This window comes from Methylocella sp. CPCC 101449, from assembly GCF_031921685.1.
In the GTDB taxonomy this organism is placed as follows: Bacteria; Pseudomonadota; Alphaproteobacteria; order Rhizobiales; family Beijerinckiaceae; genus Terripilifer.
In genome coordinates, this window is the sequence record NZ_JAPDHU010000001.1 from 446,618 (window position 1) to 463,278 (window position 16,661).

Consider the following 16,661-nt stretch of genomic DNA (forward strand, 5'->3'; position numbering starts at 1 on the left):
CCTATCGTTTGGCGTGTTCGCCGCCGCCCTCGATGGCCTTGAAGACAGCGGACATGCTGAACGTGCCACGGCCGACGGCATAGACCTCGCCTTTATCGTCGGTGATCTCGACGTCGGCGACCGAAACCGATTTGCCTGCGCGCACCACTTTACCCGTCGCCAACAGGTCGATCTTGGCCGGCGACTTCAGAAAGTCGACACGAAAATTCGCCGTCGGCGTCGGCCGCCCCACCTGCAAGCCGCAGGCAACCGCACCGGCCACGTCGATCAACGAAGCAATGACGCCGCCATGATAGACGCCGGCCTCGGGGAAAATGCTCAGGCGGGGATTATAGGGCTGCCGCAATACGGCAATGCCAGCTTCCACATCGGCGCGTTCCAGTTTCAGACCGATCAACTGATGAAAGGCCGCCGTTTCGACGATGCGCTTGAAGGCTTCGACATCGAGCATGATTGATCCTTAATCCTTATGGCGCGACGATGATTTTGCCGAAAAAGTCGCGCTTTTCGAACGCCGCGCAGGCATCAATGGCGCCAGGCAGGGGCACGACCCGATCGATGACTGGCTTGAGACGACCACTGGCCACCAGATCAATGCAGGCTTTCTGATCCTCCATCGTCCAGCCCGTGGAGCCGATGATGCTCATTTCCGACATGAAGAGATAGGGAATGTCAGTCACGGCTTGATAGCCTCCCGTGCCACCGCAACAGAGCAGCTTGCCGAAGCGCTTGACGCAGCGCATGGACGGCATCCACGTATCACCAGCCGTGAAGTTCACAACGACGTCCATTCCACCGCCGCGCAACAACGAACCGGTCTTCTTCTTGACCCAACCGTCAATGGCTGTCGTCGAATAGTTGATGGCTTCATCGGCCCCCAAAGCAAGGAGACGCTCGCACTTTGCATCGTCACCGGCTGCGGCGACCACGTGAAGACCGGCAGCTTTTGCCAATTGCACACAGGCATTGCCCACGCCACCCGACGCGCCGAGGATCAGGATGGACTGGCCGGCTTGAATCTGGCCGCGCGTGTGCAGCATGCGATAGGCCGTGCCATAGGCGCAAGGAAGACAAGCCGCGTCCTCATATGACACGTTGTCGGGCAGTTTGATGAGTTGGCTGGCGCGCACGACACAATATTCCGCCATCGCACCGTTGCGATTCTCGCCCAACATATCGAACTTACCATTGTCCCAATCGACATGATGCGAAATGGGCAGCACGCGATCGCCAACCTTCCAGCCGGTCACGCCAGCTCCCAAGGCATCGATATCGCCGGCGCAATCCATGCCGGTGATGCCGGGCAATTCGACCTTGATCCCCGGCATCCCCCGTCTGGCGAAGAGATCGGCATGGTTGAAGCTCGTCGCGCGAACACGAATGCGCGCCCATCCGTCTGCCACTTCGGGCATCGGCCGGTCGCCATAGCGAAGCACCGAAAGATCGCCGTGTTCCTCGAAATAGACAGCTTTCATCAAACGTTCCTCGCTTTGAAACCGATCGTCTGGCATGGTTCACCTTTGAGTTATTGACGTGACGTTTGAGCGGAAGGCGAAAGCCGATAACCGCTCTCGCACCACAACTACGGCCGTGGCTGGCACTTCCGCATGGACTTCGAGCCCATGCAACGCATGCGGCTGCACCACGATGCGGGCATCCGAAGGCGCAACGATCTCGGCGATGACAGCTTGTGCCACCCGCTGGGTGATATCCAGTTTGAGCATCTGCTTGTGGACTTTGCCGATCGCGGTCACCGGCAGTTTCTCAAGAACGATGATTTCTTTTGGTATGGCGGCCCGTTCTGGAATGCGCGTCCGCACGAAGTCGAGCAGAGCCTCGGCGGTGACCTCAATGCCCGGCTGAAGCTGGATATAAGCCATGGGCAATTCGCCAGCATAGGCATCCGGCTTGCCGATCGCCGCAGCCAGCGCCACGCCAGGATGGGCGTTCAACGCATCCTCGATCATCGATGGATCGATGCCGTGGCCACCACGCTTGATCAATTCCTTCGCGCGACCCGTCACCCAAACGAAACCATCGTCATCAACGCGGCCGAGATCGCCGGTGTCGAGCCAGCCATCGTCGAAAAAAGGCTGCTGGTCGCGCGCGCGATTGAGATAGCCGTCGAAGACCATCGGTCCTTGAATGGCCAGAACCCCGATCTCATCGATCGCGCAATCGCCGATGCGGCGGCCCGAGGCATCGACGCGCACAGCTTTGACGGCGCAATAAGGCAACGGCAGACCGACGGAACCCTGTCGATGGATACCATCGCGCGGCCCCGAGGTGACAGCCAATGTGGATTCGGTCAGCCCCCAAGGCTCAACAACTCTCACGCCGGTCGCGCTGCTCAAACGTTCACCTACAACACGCGGCAAAGCCGCGGCGCCATTGACAAACAGGCGCAGATGCCTGGCGCGCTGCCGGTCCGGCGGCCGCGCGGCCAATTGCGCCATAATGGTCGGCGGGCCAACGACGACGGTGAGATCGAGTTTCTCGATGGTCGAGGGCAGCGCGTCGACCACGCCCTTGCCGCGATAGCCGAGGGCGCCAAGGACGACGACTTCGCTGCCGCTGATCAGGGGAATGAACGAACAGGCAAAGAGACCGCCGACATGAAACATCGGCATGGCACAGAGCACGCGATCATCCGCGGCATAGCCGTAGCCGAAACGTGAGATGGTCGCCGTGGCCGCCAGATGGCGTGCGGTCAGCGGCACGAATTTTGGCAAGCCGGTCGTGCCGCCCGTGTGAAACAGCGCGACGACATCCGACAGATCGCGAGAAGGCGGATCGTCGTGGGAGCCAGCCGGCAATGTCTCCGTATCGACGACGATCACCTTCGGGCCATCCGCCTTGGTGGCCACTGCATTCAAAACATCGGCAAGAACGGGAGGCGCTTCTTTCGGCACTAGAACCGCTTTGGCTTCGCATTCGTGCAGGAGTTTCTCGATCTGACCCGGTTCGAGAAAGAGATTGATCGGCGCCAGACGCGCCACCGCCATCACGGCGAGAGACGCAGCCAATGTGCCGGGGCCATTCGGTAGCAACACGGCCACCGTGTCAGCTGGCCCCAGCCCCTGTTCGACGAGTTGCGCCGCGAGGACGGCCACGCCATCGATCAACTGCCGTCTTGAGAATACGGCGCCCTCTTCGTCGGCAATCCCCCGAGGCAAATAACGGATGGCGGGCGCATCGCCATCCAGACGGGCCTGGGCTTTCAACATGGCGAGCAGATCGGCCCCGGCCAGGCGCGCTTCCAACGGCGTCGCGGCGAAAGCGGCGATATCGCTCGCATCGGCAAAGCGGGGCGTGCGGTAGTCTGATGTCATGGCTTCACGACATTGCTGGCGATGCCCAATTGGCTGATCGCGTGGGCGCAATCCGCATCGGCAGCACCTACAAGCTCGACTGTAACGCTGGGCGTGCCGCGGCAGGATTCGCGGAAGAAGACTGCCCTCATGCTGTCCTCAATGCTCAAATTATCGTCTTGCATATTCTGCATATCCTTGCAGAATGTGCAATAGCACATAATTAAAGGAGGGCACGATGTTGAAGGGAATTGCTTTCGCTGTCGCATTCGCACTGGCCGCAACGTCAGCGGCATCGGCGCAAACGAAACGCATCGCCATTGCCGGCTGGGGACCGCATCCGACGCTCGATGAAGCCATCGCCGGATTCAAGAAAGGCCTGGCGGACGAGGGTTTCACCGCAGACAAAGTGACCTTCGACGAAAGCAATGTGAACTTCGACGCGGCCCTCATCCCGCAGATGCTGACGCGTCTCGCCGGTGCGCAGCCCGATCTGATGGCGACCATCGCCACGCCCGTTTCCGTGGCCGCGCGCAATCAGTTGCGCACCCGTACCTTCCCGCTGGTCTTCCTGCCGATCGCCGATCCGATCCATACCGGCCTCGTGCCGTCGTGGGACAAAGGCGACCGGCTGATCACCGGTTCTTCCGTGGCGCTCGACTATCCGGCCGTGCTCGATTTCTTCAAGAAGCTGCTGCCGAACATGAAGCGCGTTGGCCTGCTCTATGATACCGGCGACGATAGTTCGAAGGCGGCGGTCGATGGCATGGAAGCCGATGCCGCCAAGAGCGGTCTCAGCTTCGTGCGCATCGGCGTCGACAATCCCAACGAACTGGCGCAGCGAGTGCAATCCGCCGTCGGCCGTGTCGATGCGCTCTTCACCGTCGCTTCGGGCCGCATCCAGCAAGGCATGGCGGCCGTTTCCGCCACCGCCGATCGCGCCAAACTGCCTGTGATCACCTCGGTTCCGCAGGCGGTGCAGCAGAATTATGCGCTGGCGGCCTTTGCCGTTTCCTTCGGCCAGTCGGGCGAAGCGGCCGGGCGGATCGCCGGACGCATTCTCAAAGGCGAGGATCCGGCCAAAATTCCACCCTACCGAGCCAATGCCGCCGAACATAAGCCGATGATCAATGGCGCCAAGCTCAAAGCCCTCGGCCTGACCGTCCCGCCAGCTCTGGCCGACTGCAAATGCGTGAGCGATTGAACCACCGATGATCGTTGCGACTGGTCTTCATAAAGTATTCAACGCAGGCACCGCTTCCGAGAAGATTGCCATCGCCGGCCTCGACCTGAAGGTCGATACGGGCCAATTCGTCGCTATCATCGGCGGCAATGGCGCGGGCAAAAGCACGCTGCTCAATCTGCTCGGCGGCGCCTTCCTACCCGATCGCGGCCGCATCGACATCGATGCCGTCGACGTGACGCAGATGCGTGAACATGCGCGCGCCGCTCTGGTGGCGCGCGTCTTCCAGGATCCGATGGTCGGCACCGCACCGACCCTCACCGTTCAGGAAAACATGACGCTCGCCTTGATGCGATCGGAAGGGCGGCGGCTACGCCCGGCCCTCACGGCTGTCAGACGGGAGCGGTTCAAGCAGGCCCTCTCCGTGTTGCGCCTCGGTCTTGAGAACCGGCTCGATGCTCGCGCCGGCGAATTGTCCGGCGGCCAGCGGCAAGCTTTGTCGCTGGCCATGGCGACGCTCTGCCCACCGAAACTGCTGCTGCTCGACGAACATACGGCGGCGCTCGATCCGCGCACGTCCGAATATGTGATGGAGGCAACCGTGTCGATGGTCGAGAACGGCAAACTGACCACGATGATGGTTACCCACAACATGCAGCATGCGCTGTCCTATGCCTCGCGCATCATCATGATGGATGCCGGCCGAATCGTCGCCGACATCGGTTCCGATGAGATCCGTGGATTGACCGTCGGCGATCTCGTCGCCCGCTTCCGCATCAAAGACGACAGAATGGTGCTCAGCACATGATCCAGGCCTTCATCAATCTTATCCCGATCACGCTGGCCCAGAGCCTGATCTATTCCTTCGTAGCCTTGGCAATCATGGTGCCGTTTCGTACCCTGTCGCTGCCTGATCTCACCACGGAGGGAAGTTTTCCGCTCGGCGGTTGTCTGGCGGCCGCCGTTCTCACCGCCGGTCTCGATCCATGGAGCAGCATGGCGCTTGCCATCGCCGGCGGCTTCCTTGCCGGCATTTCCACGGCGCTCATCCACCAATATTTCAAGATCAATTCGCTGCTGGCCGGCATTCTGGTGGCGACGATGATCTGGAGCGTCAATCTGCGTGTCATGGGCATGCCGAACAAATCAGTGCGTCCGGAACTGACCGCATTCGATGCCATCTCGCCGGAAATCCTGCTCGGTATCTGGCCACAGATCGCCTTGCTCGCGGCACTCGTCGGCCTGGTCGTGCTCGGCCTTATCGCGTTCTACAAAAGCGAAGTCGGACTGGCGCTGCGCTGCGTCGGCGCGAATGCACGCCTGTCTCCGGCCATCGGCATCAATGCCAGGCTTTATACCACCGTCGGTTTTGGCCTTGCCAATGGGCTAGCGGCGCTCGGCGGAGCCATCGTCGTGCAGCAACAGGGCTATGCGGACGTGACGATGGGCTTCGGCATTCTCGTCAATGGCCTTGCGGCACTCATCATCGGCGAAGCCATCATAGGCCGCTCGACCATCCAGCGTCAGGTCATCGCGCCCATCATCGGCTCGATCGTCTATTACCAGCTTATTTCCCTTGGCCTCTCCACGGGCCTGCATCCCTCCGATCTGAAACTGCTGACCGGAGCGTTCGTGCTGATCACGCTGGGCCTGCCGCTTTTGACCAAAGGGCGATCGGCCGTTTCGGCCGGCGCGTGATGTCCATGCCTGATCCCCTCGATCGACAACACCGCCGGGTCGGCCTGATCGGCGGCATGAGCTGGCATTCGACAGCGCTCTATTACGAGCGGTTGAACAAGGCCATGGAAGCCGCCCTCGGCGCCCACCACAGTTTCGAAGGCATGGTGTGGAACCTGAATTATGCGGATTTGCTGTCGCATGCTTCGACGGGCGACATGGCGGCGGTGGAGCGCATTCTTGTCGAAGCCGCACGCGGCCTCGAAGCCAGCGGCTGCGATGTCATCGTTCTGACGGCCGTCACGGCCCATCACTGGCATGAAGCTGTTCACACCACGGTCAATGCTGACGTTCCGCATGTTCTGGCTGGAGTCGCGCAGGAGCTCGACAAAGGAGCGATCGGAAACGTCGGCGTGCTCGGCACGAGCCTAACCTGCGAATCCGATTTTCTTCCGAATCGCCTCGCACGTTCGTCCTCAAATGGCTCGCCCCGCCGGTTGACCTTGCTCGATGGCGGCGACCAACGGGAGATCGATGCGCTGATCCAAGACATCCTCACCACTGGGCGTCCTATCGCAGAAGGCCGTGCCGTTCTGCAGCGGGCGGTGATGAAACTCCATGCGCAGGGCGCGCAGGCGATTGCCCTGGCCTGCACCGAGCTGCCCTTGCTGCTGCCTCTACCGGGCGCGCCCGTGCCTCTTCTCGACAGCGTCCAGCTTCACGTCAACGCCATCTGCCAACTTCTTTTGAGCGAAAACCATGTCCAAACCGATTGAACTCATCGACCATCTTCTGACCTATGTTCACGATCTCAATGCCGCCGCCTCGCTGTTCCGCCGTATGGGCTTCACCTTGTCGCCGATCAGCAATATCGAGGCGATGGGCATTTCCAACCATCTCGTGTTGATGCCTTCGATCAAGCCGGGTTTCGCCAACTATATCGAACTGATGGCCGCCCGCGACCGCGCCCTGCTGCCGCCGCCGATGGCGCGCATCTTGACCGAGCATGAGGGCATCAAGTCGATGGTTCTGGGCGCATCCGATGCCCACGCGGCTCATGCCGCCATGGTGGCGCAAGGTTTTGCCGCACCGCCGCCAGTACATGTAAAGCGCGAATGGGTGGTCGCGCCCGGGCAATCCGTGTTTCCGGAATTCGACGTCATCCTGCCCTTCCCCGCCCCCCTGACGTTCAACGGCTGCCGCTATTTCAACGTCGACCTCTATCTGCGACCGGACTGGACCGAACATGCCAACAGCGCCTGGCGCATTTCGAGCGTGTTTGCCGTCACCGACACGCCGGATGCGCTGGCGGGCACGTTTTCCCGGCTTTTCGAGCAACCCAAAAGGACCGCAGAGCAATCGGCTGCCGTGAAAGCCGGCATGGATCTGATCGCCCTCACGCCGGCCGCCGCAAAAGCGCAATACGGCGTGGAAGAAACGACGCCGCTCGATGGCGCCGCCTATCTGGGCTATAGCATCGATGTTGATTCCCTGGACAGGCTGAAAGCCACCCTGCGCGACGGGGGCATCGAGCATCGCATCGAAGGCGAAGCGGTTTACGTCGACCCCGCTGTGGCGCTCGGTAATCTGATCGTGTTCAGACAAGTCACGAGGCCCTGACATGGCGAAAGCCAAGACCGCCCGCGAGACGCGGTCCCGACAAGATAAAAGCGACGTTGCGGTCGCCAGCGAGCTGCAAGGCATCCAGTCGGTCGAGACGGGGTTTGCCGTTCTCGACGCGCTCGCCAATGGCGAGGGGCCGCTGAGCCTGGGCGAAGTGGCACGCAACAGCGACCTGTCGCCAAGCCAGGCGCGGCGCTACCTCGTCAGCCTCGTGCGTTGCGGCCTCGCCACGCAGGACACGGCCACCGGCCGTTACGATCTCGGATCGCGTTCGCTGCGCATCGGCCTTGCCGCTCTGGCGCGGGTCGATGCGATCGATCTGGCCAGTTCGGCGCTCAAAGACATGGTCGCCAAAATTCATGAGGCCGGCACGCTGTCGGTGTGGGGCGACGAAGGTCCGACTGTTATCCGCTGGCTGCGCGGTGGCGGCATCGGCGTGACTTCGCTTGGGCTCGGCACAATCTTTCCGCTCCTTTCGTCGGCGACAGGCCATGTTTTTCTGGCGCATCTGCCAAGCGACATGACGCGCGACAAACTGCGTCGTGAAGTCAGCGGCCCCGCCCTTTCATCCGTCGAACTGCGCGAGCGGCTGGAAGCGATCAAAAACGGCGTTCTGCAATCGGGCTATGGCTGGCTGAAGGGTCATTTCGTCGACAATATTCGCGGCGCCGGCGCGCCCATTTTCGATTCCCAGGGCGAACTGGTGGCAGTTCTCGCCATCGCAGGACCGGATCGACGCGACGCCAAGGGCCATGACTCCTCCGTCGAGGCGCTGGTTCACGCCGCCGCCCAAGTCTCGGAACAGTTGTGCTATCGCCCAGCAACGCAACCGCAATTCTTGACCGCCAATGGCAAATCCGGTGGCAAGAAAAACGGGCGCTCCGCATAAATACAGTTGGACGGGGCTCAGTGGCTCGGAGCCAACCCCTTCATCGTGCGGGGCGTGGTATCGGCGGAGCCGTTGAACCGGCGCCGAGCGAGCGCTGCACCATCACGCTGTCGGCCCAGCGGCCATATCGGAAAGCGATGCCGCGCAGCAGACCGACCCTGTCAAAGCCGAACCGCTCGTGCAGGCCCAGCGAAGCCGTGTTGTCGGCGTCGATATAACCGATCATCTGGTGGAAGCCGGCAGCGGCGCAGGCATCGATGAGTTCCTGCATCAAAAGCCGTCCGATGCCGCGGCCCTGATGCTCGTGATGCACATAGATCGAGTGTTTGGCCGCATAGCGATAGGCCGGACGCTTGCGGAACGGCACGACATAGGCGTAGCCCACCACCTCGCCACCGAGCGTTGCCACCAGATGCGGCAGGCGGTGGCTGCGCAGGTTCTTGCGCCGGTCCTTGAGATCGTCCGGCTCCGGCAGCCCGCTTTCCTCGACACCCTCCTCGACGCCCCGACGGATGTGGCGACGGTAAATCGCCAGCATCGGCTCGACATCGCCATCGCGGGAAGGACGGATGATAATCGACGAATCGTTTTCCATGAGCGCTATCGGCCTAGCGTGATGTCCTGCCGATTGCTTTATTCGGAGACGACGTAGGTATGCAAGCGGATGCGGCCGGACGCCTCGACCTCGCGATAGACGCCCTGGATTTCCACTTCGAAGCCGGGGAAAGCGTTGAAACTGGCCTCGAACATCTTCAGATAGTCGATCATCGGCTGCGCCCGCTCGGTGAGCCGCTCGCCCGGCACGATCGTGGCGATACCGGGGGGATAAACCACGAAGGGCGTCGTCGCGACACGGCCGGCAATGGCGTCGATGGGCAGGTAGTCGACGTCATTGCGAACGAGGCAGCGCGCCGCGTCGCGGGGCGACAGAACGATTTCAGGCAGATGCTCGGCAGAAAATTGCTTCGCCTGAAGGGCGCTGACACCGGCCGCGCGGAAAAAGCGATGCATCTCCCCGCACAGATCGCGCAACCGCACGCCCGCGTAACGCTTCGACCTGCGCCTGTAGAATTCGGGGATGGCTTCTTCCAGGAGCGCATTGTCGTCGTGCAGCTTTTTGAAGGCGACCAGTCCGCTCACCAGGGTTCCCGCCTTGCTGGCCTCGATGCCCGGCGTCAGCAGGAAGAGCAAAGAATTGAGGTCGTTCTTCTCAGCAACGATGCGGTTTTCGCGCAAATATTGGGCGACGACGGGGGCTGGGATACCGTGTTCGGCGTAGCTGCCGGTCGCGCGGTCGAAGCCTGGTGTCAGCAGTGTCAGCTTGTTCGGATCCGTCATCGCGAAACCCGCCGCCATATCGGGGAAGCCGTGCCAGGCCTCGCCGGGCGCAAGCTGCCAATAAGCAGGATTGCTCGCCAGTTGATCGGTGCTGATCGTTTCCCAGGCGACATTGTGGCTGCCGCCCTCGCGCGACACGTCCGGAATGGCAACGCGATCAGGCACGAAGGGCTCGAAGAACCAGCGGCGTTCCGGCCGCGCCTCCTTCTCTTCGAACTCGCGACGCACCGCGCGAATCTTTTTGCGCAGTTCGATGCCCAGCCGGATCGTGTCGTCCCACAGCACTTCGCCGGAACGGCCCTTCATCATCTGCGCACCGACATCGAGTGACGCGAAGAGCGGATAGAAGGGCGACGTCGAGGCATATTGCATGAAGCTCTCGTTGAAGCGCCGGTGCTCGACCCGCCGCTTCTGGCCGTGGATATGGCGGTCTTTCAAATGGATCTGCGACGCCTGCGAGAAGCTCGCGAGTTGTTTATGGGTCGATTGCGTGGCGATGATGCCCGGCGCATCGGGCCCCAGATTGGTGAGCCCCATGGCGAACCGCCCCGCATAGAGCGGATGGAATTTCATGAAGCCGGCCCAGGCCTCGTCGAACAGGATATATTCGCAGAGGTGCCCGATGCGCTCCAGGATCATCTGCGCATTGTGGATCGTGCCGTCGTAAGTGCATTGTTCGACGACCGCGACGCGGAAGGGACGCGGCTTGCGCCACGCCTCCGGGTCCTTGACCAGAGGATGATTGCGGATGCGCTGACGCAAAGCGTCTTCATCAAAGGCATCCCATGCCATGGGACCGATCAGCCCCCAGGCATTGCGAACCGTCGGCACATAGACCGGGATGCCACCGCTGATCATCAGCGCGCCATGATGGGCCGCCTTGTGGTTGTTGCGGTCGAACAGCACAAGATCGCCATCAGTCACCAGCGCCGCGAGCGCGACCTTGTTCGAGGTCGAGGTGCCATTGAGGACGAAGTAGGTCTTTTCAGCTCCAAAAATCTTCGCCGCTTCTTTCTGTGCCTGAAGCGCCGGACCCTCATGGGTCAACAAATCGCCAAGATCGAGCACGGAATTGTCGAGATCGTCGCGAAAGACGGCTTCTCCAAGATGTTCCATGAACACCCGGCCGATCGGGCTGCGGCTATAGAACACGCCGCCATTGTGGCCGGGACAGGTCCAGAGCTGGTTACCCTCTTCCGCATAGTCGACGAGCGTGCCGAAGAACGGTGTTTTCAGCGTCTCGGCATATTGCTTCAGGCGGCTGATGAGGTTCTTGGCGATGAAGGGCGGCGTCTCCTCCGAAAGGAAGACATAGCCGTCGATGAAATCAAGCACTTCGACGGGCACGTCCTCGAACCGCTTGCGGCGAATCAGCAATATGATCGGAAAGTCGAGACCGCGACGACGCATCAGGTTGATCAGCGCCGCGGTCTTGCCCTCCAGGCCTTTCTTGCCCCAGTCGACCACCATGCAGCCGATGGCGGCATCGGTCTGCACCGCGATTTCGGCATCCTCGAGTTTGCGCGCCTTGACGACCTCGAAACCGGAACGTTCGATTTCACTGACAATCTGATTGACGCGGACGCCCTCGAGATCGTCCGCTTCAAAAATAGGCGTCGAGAAGAGGAACGTGAAACGTCTGAAATAGTCCATATCTGCCCCGATCGAATGAATATCGATCTGTCGCCGCCTTAGATGACAGTATGGTGACTATAGGATATCGCTGCGACAAGCCCTAGCACTGCCTGCCGGGGCTTGTCAGAGGAGGGTCAGCCCCGACAGTCGCTCTCCCCGACACCCTTCTGGGGCATCGCGCCCTATCTGACGTAGCTGATGGGCAGGCCCGAGACGGGATGGGGCATGATGTCCATGGCGACACCGTAAATCGACTGCAAAGCGGCCGGTGTCATGATCTCGGAAGGCGCACCGCGCACGATCAACTTGCCGCTGTGCAGCGCGATGATCTCGTCGCAGAAACGCGCCGCCATGTTGACGTCGTGCAAGACGACGACGACACCGAGACCGCGTTCGCGCGCCAGACGTTGGACAAGCGACAGCACATCGATCTGATGGGCGACGTCAAGCGCCGAGATCGGTTCATCGAGCAACAGGCATTCGGCATCCTGTGCCACCAGCATGGCGAGCCACACGCGCTGGCGCTCACCCCCCGAAAGCGTATCAACCAGACGATCGGCGAAAGGCTCGACGTCGGTCAGTTTCATCGCTTCCGCCACTTTATCGCGATCGCTCTGGCCGAAGCGGCCCAGCGCCCCATGCCAGGGATAGCGGCCCAGCGCCACAAGCTCCTTGACCAGCATGCCCGAGGCTGGCGGCGTCTGTTGCGGCAGATAGGCGACCTTGCGGGCAAACGGCCTGTCGCCCCAGTCCTTCAACGTTTTGCCCTCGAAACGAACCGTACCGCTCGTGACCGGCTGTTGACGCGCCAGCAGTTTGAGCAAAGTCGACTTGCCCGAACCATTATGACCGATGAGCCCGACAACGCGCCGCGCCGGCAAGGTCATGGTCAACGGTTCGAGCAGCCGCCGCTCGGGGATGGCGAACGTGACATCGTCGAGCTGGAAGAGCGGTTCGCTCATGGTGTTCCCAGCGGCGGTTGTCGCGCGGTCGAGTAAGCTAAGATCTGTCATCTGTTGAACCTGATGGGCACGGCGAGGGTAATGGCGCCACCGCCCATATTGGCGGGAGGGGCGGGAACAGGGCTGGCACGGCGCGGCAACGACACGGCCTCGGCATCAAGCGCGGAATCGCCAGAGCCTGCGACGAGACGCGCGCCGACGACAGCGCCCGAACGATTGATGGTGAAAGCGATGGTGACCGTACCGGCGCCGGCCGCGCCAGCCGGAAAGCGCTTGTAGCGATTGAGATGGGCGACCAGGCTGCTGCGCCAAGTCGCCGGAGAAACGGACGACGCGCCCGAGGCGCCGGCCGCCGGAGCGGCGGCGGTCTGCGCGCGTTGCGCCTGACTCGCCGGCGGTGCCGTCGTCTGGCGCACCCGTGGTCGCTCGGGATGAATCGGCCGGCGACGTTCCACCTCTTGCACTTTTGGCGGCGGCTTGCGAGGCCGTGGTTTGGGTTTTGGCGGCGGCGCGGCGATCAGCGCTTCCGCCTCATCATTCTTGGGCAGATCGGGCGGTTTGATCTCCGCAACCGGCGCCGGCGGCGTGATCTCTTCCTGCTTCTCTTCTTCCGGTTCTGGCGTTTCCGGCTCCACGGGCTCGGGCTGAGCTTCGGTCATCTGCGGCCCTGGCGCGATGTCCTGCGGCTCTTCCTCCGGCGCAACGGCAACGGGCGCCAGTTCGACCATGATCGCGGGGGGCGGCTCGGCGGAGGCTGAAGATTCCGGTTGCGCCGCCAGCGCCAGCCACACGGCGCCACCATGGACGGCCATCGCCGCAGCGGCGGCGAGGCCCCACCGCACGAGCATTTGTCCCGGCCGATCGTCATCAGGCCGCATGAGTTCGCGCAGGCCCTTGCTCACGCCTGCTCTCCCAGGGCGACGCGCGCCACAGGCTCATCGGTGACGACCTGACCCGCCCGCAGGCGTACGATGCGATCGGCGATGCCGAAGTAGCGATCGTCATGCGAGATGACGATCAACGTCTTCCCCTGCCGTTTGAGATCAGGCAGCAGTTCCTCATAAAAGACGCGGCGGAAGGTCGGATCCTGATCGGCCGCCCATTCGTCGAAGACGATGACAGGGCGCTCCTCCAGCCAGACATGGATCAGGGCCAGACGTTTGCGTTGCCCGGTCGACAGATCGGTGGTGGCAAAGCGATCGCCCGCGACCGAGACCTTGTCGGAGAGTTCGAGTTTTTCCAGATAGCTCAGGATCTCGGCCTGAACGAGACGCGATGGTGTCTGCACCGTTTCGAACAGATGGAAATCCGAGAGAACAATAGAAAACATCTGGCGATAGTCGTCGCGGGTGGCGGCCGTAACGGCTTTGCCATTGACGACGATCGCTCCCTCCTGTGGCGCATAAAGACCCAGCAGCAGTTTGATCAGCGTGGTCTTGCCCGAACCGTTGTCGCCAACGATGAAGGTGATCTTGCCGGGCTGGAAGGTCAGATCGATCGGCCCCAAGGCGAAAGATTTCGCGCCTTCCGGTGCCGGGAAGGCATAGGTGACACGATCCAGCTCGATGCGCACCGAAGCATCGCGATCAGATGCGCGGCTTGCAGCATCGACATCATCGTCCCAGACATCCGGTTCGGACGTGGCGAGATAGGTCGACAGATCCGCAACCCGCCGCAAGGCGATCTGCGCCTTGCCGATAGTCGGCAGCATGTTCATGAGCTGATCGACCGGCCCCTTGAGAAAGAGCAGGACCAGGACGAAACCGGAGAGAACCTGCAGTTCCATCGGTTGCAAGCCGTGCCAGATCAAGGCTAGCGCAATGACCAGGAAGAACAGCGCCGAACCGAAGGCATTGGCGACGACGAAAATATTGATGGCCCGGGCGTTGATGGCGCGGATCGCGGCGATAGGCGCGGCTATTTCGTCTTGCAAGACCTTACGCCGGCGCGAGCGGCTGACCTTCAGCTCTTTCGCGCCTTCCGAGATCGTGCGGTAGGCGCGATGCAAATCATCCTCGCAACCACGCGCCGCCTCGAAGCCCTTGATGCCGATCAGCCGGGCGTGAAATTGAATCCACATGCCCACGCCGAGAACCACGAGCACGATCAGGAACAGCGGCCAAGACAGCCAGGCGAGATAAGCAAAACAACCCGTCACGATGACCAGCGAGATGGCGAGCGGTGTCGCCATGAAGGCGGCATCGCTGATCATGTCGACATCATGCGTCAGCACCGGCAGGATTTTATGGGCCTTGTAGCGCTCCAGCGCCTCGACCGGCGCGCTCAAGATTTTACGGCCGAGCCAGGTGCGGACCTCGGCCACGAGCTTCTGGCCGATGAGATTGGTGGCGATATCCGATCCGGCACGGGTGAGCAGCGTGACCGCGCAAAGACCGGCGAAGGCCAGCAGGAGACCACCGGCCAGACCGGCTTCGCCCACCAGCGCCTGATTGATCAATGACAGCAGGTAGACAGTGCCAAGCCCCGACACCAACCCCATGACCACCGAAGCGCCGATGAGAGCCGAAAACGGCTTGAGACGGTGTCGAAACCAACCCTGCGTCGGAAAAACCTTCAAACTGAACATCGATGGTTGCTTTGACTCACACCTTTTGGGGCAAACCACCCCCTTACTGGTTAGACGTATGACGGCCGGAAAATCTGACCCCGGATCGCAACTTTTGATGAGAAAAAGACCAGGGTCGTTCAGAGCCGCGCTTAACCGTCTGATAGCATTGGCGAACCCCTCCCGCTTTCCACGGCTCGCCAGTGGGGAACGCACAGTGTTCGTTTGGCGTGGGACCGTCTGAGCGGTGGGCGCAACGGCATGACCGCGCTGCATTCTCCGGCGATCCAAACAAAGGAATCGCGGCGGCCTTCGATTTCGGCCGGAGTTTGAAGATTTTCGCTGAGAAGCCCCGAGCCTTCATCGGCTGTTTCGGCGCGATAGAGCAAGATGGCAAGGAACGCATCCTGCACGATGTCGACGACAAGGAATGCGCCTCGGCAAAATCAAGCGCTTGAAGAAACTCGCACTTTTCCATCCCGCTCACGCGTCGGGCTCATCTGTTCTTGCAAATCGATGATCCACCCACGCAAGTCGTCCCATTTGAGCTTGAGACGAGCCAGTCGCCCGCGCATGTCCGGATCATCGGCGTCGATCAGACCTTTTTCCAGCAGGTCAACCAGATGGAGCAGGCCTGCCTTGGCATCGGTATGGGCATGACAGAGATGAATCAGGCGCTCCGTCGCCTGCCCTTCGCATCCGGCGGCGAGATTCAGATGGTCCTTCAGCATAGCTTGCACGCGCTCTGGCTGTGGGGCGTGGGTGGGAGGGGCTTGCCCTCCCACCCTGATATAGATCAGCGCGATAGCGTTCCCACTCGGTCCAGCGCGGTGCCAAAGCCCTGCAGCGAGATCGAGAACGGAGCGTTGGCGCCGCCATCGGCCGTCGCTTTCACCTTCAGCGCCGAACCCGCGCGCAGAGCTGCGAGCGTCGACGCGTCGAAATTGACAGCGACAAGGCAGCCACCCGGCATGCAGGTGCGGAAACGGATCGGCTGCATGGCCGGCTTCTCGTCGATCTGGAACGTCACGCCGGAATCGAGTGCGAGCCCAAACGGCAGGACGAGCGCGCCAGAGACCGTGTTGCTGTTGGGCGCATTCAGTTCGATCGCCAGGACGCGCTGACCGTTCTGCTGCGATTGGATCTGCGACAGTACGCATTGCTTCTGCGTGCCCTGCTGAGCGCAGGCCACGCGCCAATCCCTATAAGTTTCATTGAGCGATGACGCACCGCCCGGAAGGGTGGACGCGGCGCTCGCGGTCTGGCTTCCGGACTGAGCCTGCGCCGGAGCAGCGCCCGACACCAGGGAGAACATTACGCCGGCGGCGACCGTGAAGGCCGCGGCCATGGAGCGGCCAGGAACGCGGTTTGTCTTACTCATCAGAACACCTTTCTTCATTTTCGTCTTTCTTTTGCGCGCCGCGCATAGAGATCAACAAGATTCCACCAGTTCATTCGCACGAGTCCTGCGTCGTCC

The 16,661-nt window shown here is 61.7% G+C and carries 17 protein-coding genes; 6 read left to right on the forward strand and 11 right to left on the reverse strand.

Going from position 1 to position 16,661, the window contains the following annotated elements; translation table 11 throughout:
* Nucleotide 1: 1 nt before the first annotated feature.
* From OIM99_RS02055 to OIM99_RS02070, 4 genes are read right to left on the reverse strand one after another with little or no spacing between them, the layout of a single operon-like run.
* Nucleotides 2-451: a PaaI family thioesterase gene (locus tag OIM99_RS02055; protein WP_311848648.1), complete on the reverse strand. Its 450-nt coding sequence runs from the start codon at nt 449-451 to the stop codon at nt 2-4.
* Nucleotides 452-467: 16 nt separating this feature from the next.
* Nucleotides 468-1,475, reverse strand: a complete 1,008-nt coding sequence (locus OIM99_RS02060; RefSeq protein WP_311848649.1) for a zinc-binding dehydrogenase — start codon at nt 1,473-1,475, stop codon at nt 468-470.
* Nucleotides 1,476-1,514: 39 nt separating this feature from the next.
* Nucleotides 1,515-3,332 (reverse strand): AMP-binding protein, encoded by a 1,818-nt coding sequence (locus OIM99_RS02065; RefSeq protein ID WP_311848650.1) that lies wholly within the window; start codon nt 3,330-3,332, stop codon nt 1,515-1,517.
* On the reverse strand, nt 3,329-3,496 hold the full coding sequence (locus OIM99_RS02070; protein ID WP_311848651.1) for a hypothetical protein: 168 nt from the start codon (nt 3,494-3,496) through the stop codon (nt 3,329-3,331). The genes OIM99_RS02065 and OIM99_RS02070 overlap by 4 nt, the downstream gene beginning before the upstream one ends.
* Nucleotides 3,497-3,549: 53 nt before the next feature.
* Between OIM99_RS02070 and OIM99_RS02075 the strand changes: the two genes are divergently transcribed.
* From OIM99_RS02075 to OIM99_RS02100, 6 genes are read left to right on the forward strand one after another with little or no spacing between them, the layout of a single operon-like run.
* The gene (locus OIM99_RS02075; RefSeq protein ID WP_311848652.1) at nt 3,550-4,515 is read left to right on the forward strand and encodes an ABC transporter substrate-binding protein; all 966 of its coding nucleotides are present in this window, start codon (nt 3,550-3,552) and stop codon (nt 4,513-4,515) included.
* A gap of 7 nt (nt 4,516-4,522) precedes the next feature.
* Complete coding sequence (locus OIM99_RS02080) at nt 4,523-5,302, forward strand: ATP-binding cassette domain-containing protein (RefSeq protein WP_311848653.1); 780 nt, start codon at nt 4,523-4,525, stop codon at nt 5,300-5,302.
* Nucleotides 5,299-6,192: an ABC transporter permease subunit gene (locus OIM99_RS02085; RefSeq protein WP_311848654.1), complete on the forward strand. Its 894-nt coding sequence runs from the start codon at nt 5,299-5,301 to the stop codon at nt 6,190-6,192. Before OIM99_RS02080 ends, OIM99_RS02085 begins: the two co-directional genes overlap by 4 nt.
* Nucleotides 6,193-6,197: 5 nt before the next feature.
* Complete coding sequence (locus tag OIM99_RS02090) at nt 6,198-6,947, forward strand: amino acid racemase (RefSeq protein WP_311848655.1); 750 nt, start codon at nt 6,198-6,200, stop codon at nt 6,945-6,947.
* A complete protein-coding gene (locus OIM99_RS02095; RefSeq protein WP_311848656.1) occupies nt 6,931-7,791 on the forward strand; it encodes a VOC family protein in 861 nt (286 codons plus the stop codon). The genes OIM99_RS02090 and OIM99_RS02095 overlap by 17 nt, the downstream gene beginning before the upstream one ends.
* A gap of 1 nt (nt 7,792) precedes the next feature.
* On the forward strand, nt 7,793-8,683 hold the full coding sequence (locus OIM99_RS02100) for an IclR family transcriptional regulator (RefSeq protein WP_311848657.1): 891 nt from the start codon (nt 7,793-7,795) through the stop codon (nt 8,681-8,683).
* A gap of 40 nt (nt 8,684-8,723) precedes the next feature.
* On the opposite strand, the gene OIM99_RS02105 is transcribed toward OIM99_RS02100, so the two are convergent.
* From OIM99_RS02105 to OIM99_RS02135, 7 genes are all read right to left on the reverse strand, one after another.
* Nucleotides 8,724-9,278 (reverse strand): N-acetyltransferase family protein, encoded by a 555-nt coding sequence (locus tag OIM99_RS02105; protein WP_311848658.1) that lies wholly within the window; start codon nt 9,276-9,278, stop codon nt 8,724-8,726.
* 38 nt (nt 9,279-9,316) lie between these two features.
* Nucleotides 9,317-11,674, reverse strand: coding sequence for an Orn/Lys/Arg decarboxylase N-terminal domain-containing protein (locus OIM99_RS02110; RefSeq protein WP_311848659.1), 2,358 nt, complete (start codon nt 11,672-11,674; stop codon nt 9,317-9,319).
* Between the two features lie 164 nt (nt 11,675-11,838).
* Complete coding sequence (locus OIM99_RS02115; protein WP_311848660.1) at nt 11,839-12,618, reverse strand: ATP-binding cassette domain-containing protein; 780 nt, start codon at nt 12,616-12,618, stop codon at nt 11,839-11,841.
* A gap of 47 nt (nt 12,619-12,665) precedes the next feature.
* The gene (locus OIM99_RS02120; protein ID WP_311848661.1) at nt 12,666-13,520 is read right to left on the reverse strand and encodes a TonB family protein; all 855 of its coding nucleotides are present in this window, start codon (nt 13,518-13,520) and stop codon (nt 12,666-12,668) included.
* A complete protein-coding gene (locus OIM99_RS02125) occupies nt 13,517-15,205 on the reverse strand; it encodes a cyclic peptide export ABC transporter (RefSeq protein WP_311848662.1) in 1,689 nt (562 codons plus the stop codon). Before OIM99_RS02125 ends, OIM99_RS02120 begins: the two co-directional genes overlap by 4 nt.
* 425 nt (nt 15,206-15,630) lie before the next feature.
* Complete coding sequence (locus OIM99_RS02130) at nt 15,631-15,915, reverse strand: hypothetical protein (RefSeq protein WP_311848663.1); 285 nt, start codon at nt 15,913-15,915, stop codon at nt 15,631-15,633.
* 65 nt (nt 15,916-15,980) lie between these two features.
* Nucleotides 15,981-16,565 (reverse strand): invasion associated locus B family protein, encoded by a 585-nt coding sequence (locus OIM99_RS02135; RefSeq protein ID WP_311848664.1) that lies wholly within the window; start codon nt 16,563-16,565, stop codon nt 15,981-15,983.
* Nucleotides 16,566-16,661: the final 96 nt, after the last annotated feature.

Coding starts and splice junctions, on each gene's coding strand:
- OIM99_RS02055 (WP_311848648.1), bottom strand. CDS start 451: ATGCTCGATGTCGAAGCCTTCAAGCGCATCGTCGAAACGGCGGCCTTT.
- OIM99_RS02060 (WP_311848649.1), bottom strand. CDS start 1,475: ATGAAAGCTGTCTATTTCGAGGAACACGGCGATCTTTCGGTGCTTCGC.
- OIM99_RS02065 (WP_311848650.1), bottom strand. CDS start 3,332: ATGACATCAGACTACCGCACGCCCCGCTTTGCCGATGCGAGCGATATC.
- OIM99_RS02070 (WP_311848651.1), bottom strand. CDS start 3,496: ATGCAAGACGATAATTTGAGCATTGAGGACAGCATGAGGGCAGTCTTC.
- OIM99_RS02075 (WP_311848652.1), top strand. CDS start 3,550: ATGTTGAAGGGAATTGCTTTCGCTGTCGCATTCGCACTGGCCGCAACG.
- OIM99_RS02080 (WP_311848653.1), top strand. CDS start 4,523: ATGATCGTTGCGACTGGTCTTCATAAAGTATTCAACGCAGGCACCGCT.
- OIM99_RS02085 (WP_311848654.1), top strand. CDS start 5,299: ATGATCCAGGCCTTCATCAATCTTATCCCGATCACGCTGGCCCAGAGC.
- OIM99_RS02090 (WP_311848655.1), top strand. CDS start 6,198: ATGCCTGATCCCCTCGATCGACAACACCGCCGGGTCGGCCTGATCGGC.
- OIM99_RS02095 (WP_311848656.1), top strand. CDS start 6,931: ATGTCCAAACCGATTGAACTCATCGACCATCTTCTGACCTATGTTCAC.
- OIM99_RS02100 (WP_311848657.1), top strand. CDS start 7,793: ATGGCGAAAGCCAAGACCGCCCGCGAGACGCGGTCCCGACAAGATAAA.
- OIM99_RS02105 (WP_311848658.1), bottom strand. CDS start 9,278: ATGGAAAACGATTCGTCGATTATCATCCGTCCTTCCCGCGATGGCGAT.
- OIM99_RS02110 (WP_311848659.1), bottom strand. CDS start 11,674: ATGGACTATTTCAGACGTTTCACGTTCCTCTTCTCGACGCCTATTTTT.
- OIM99_RS02115 (WP_311848660.1), bottom strand. CDS start 12,618: ATGAGCGAACCGCTCTTCCAGCTCGACGATGTCACGTTCGCCATCCCC.
- OIM99_RS02125 (WP_311848662.1), bottom strand. CDS start 15,205: ATGTTCAGTTTGAAGGTTTTTCCGACGCAGGGTTGGTTTCGACACCGT.
- OIM99_RS02130 (WP_311848663.1), bottom strand. CDS start 15,915: ATGCTGAAGGACCATCTGAATCTCGCCGCCGGATGCGAAGGGCAGGCG.
- OIM99_RS02135 (WP_311848664.1), bottom strand. CDS start 16,565: ATGAGTAAGACAAACCGCGTTCCTGGCCGCTCCATGGCCGCGGCCTTC.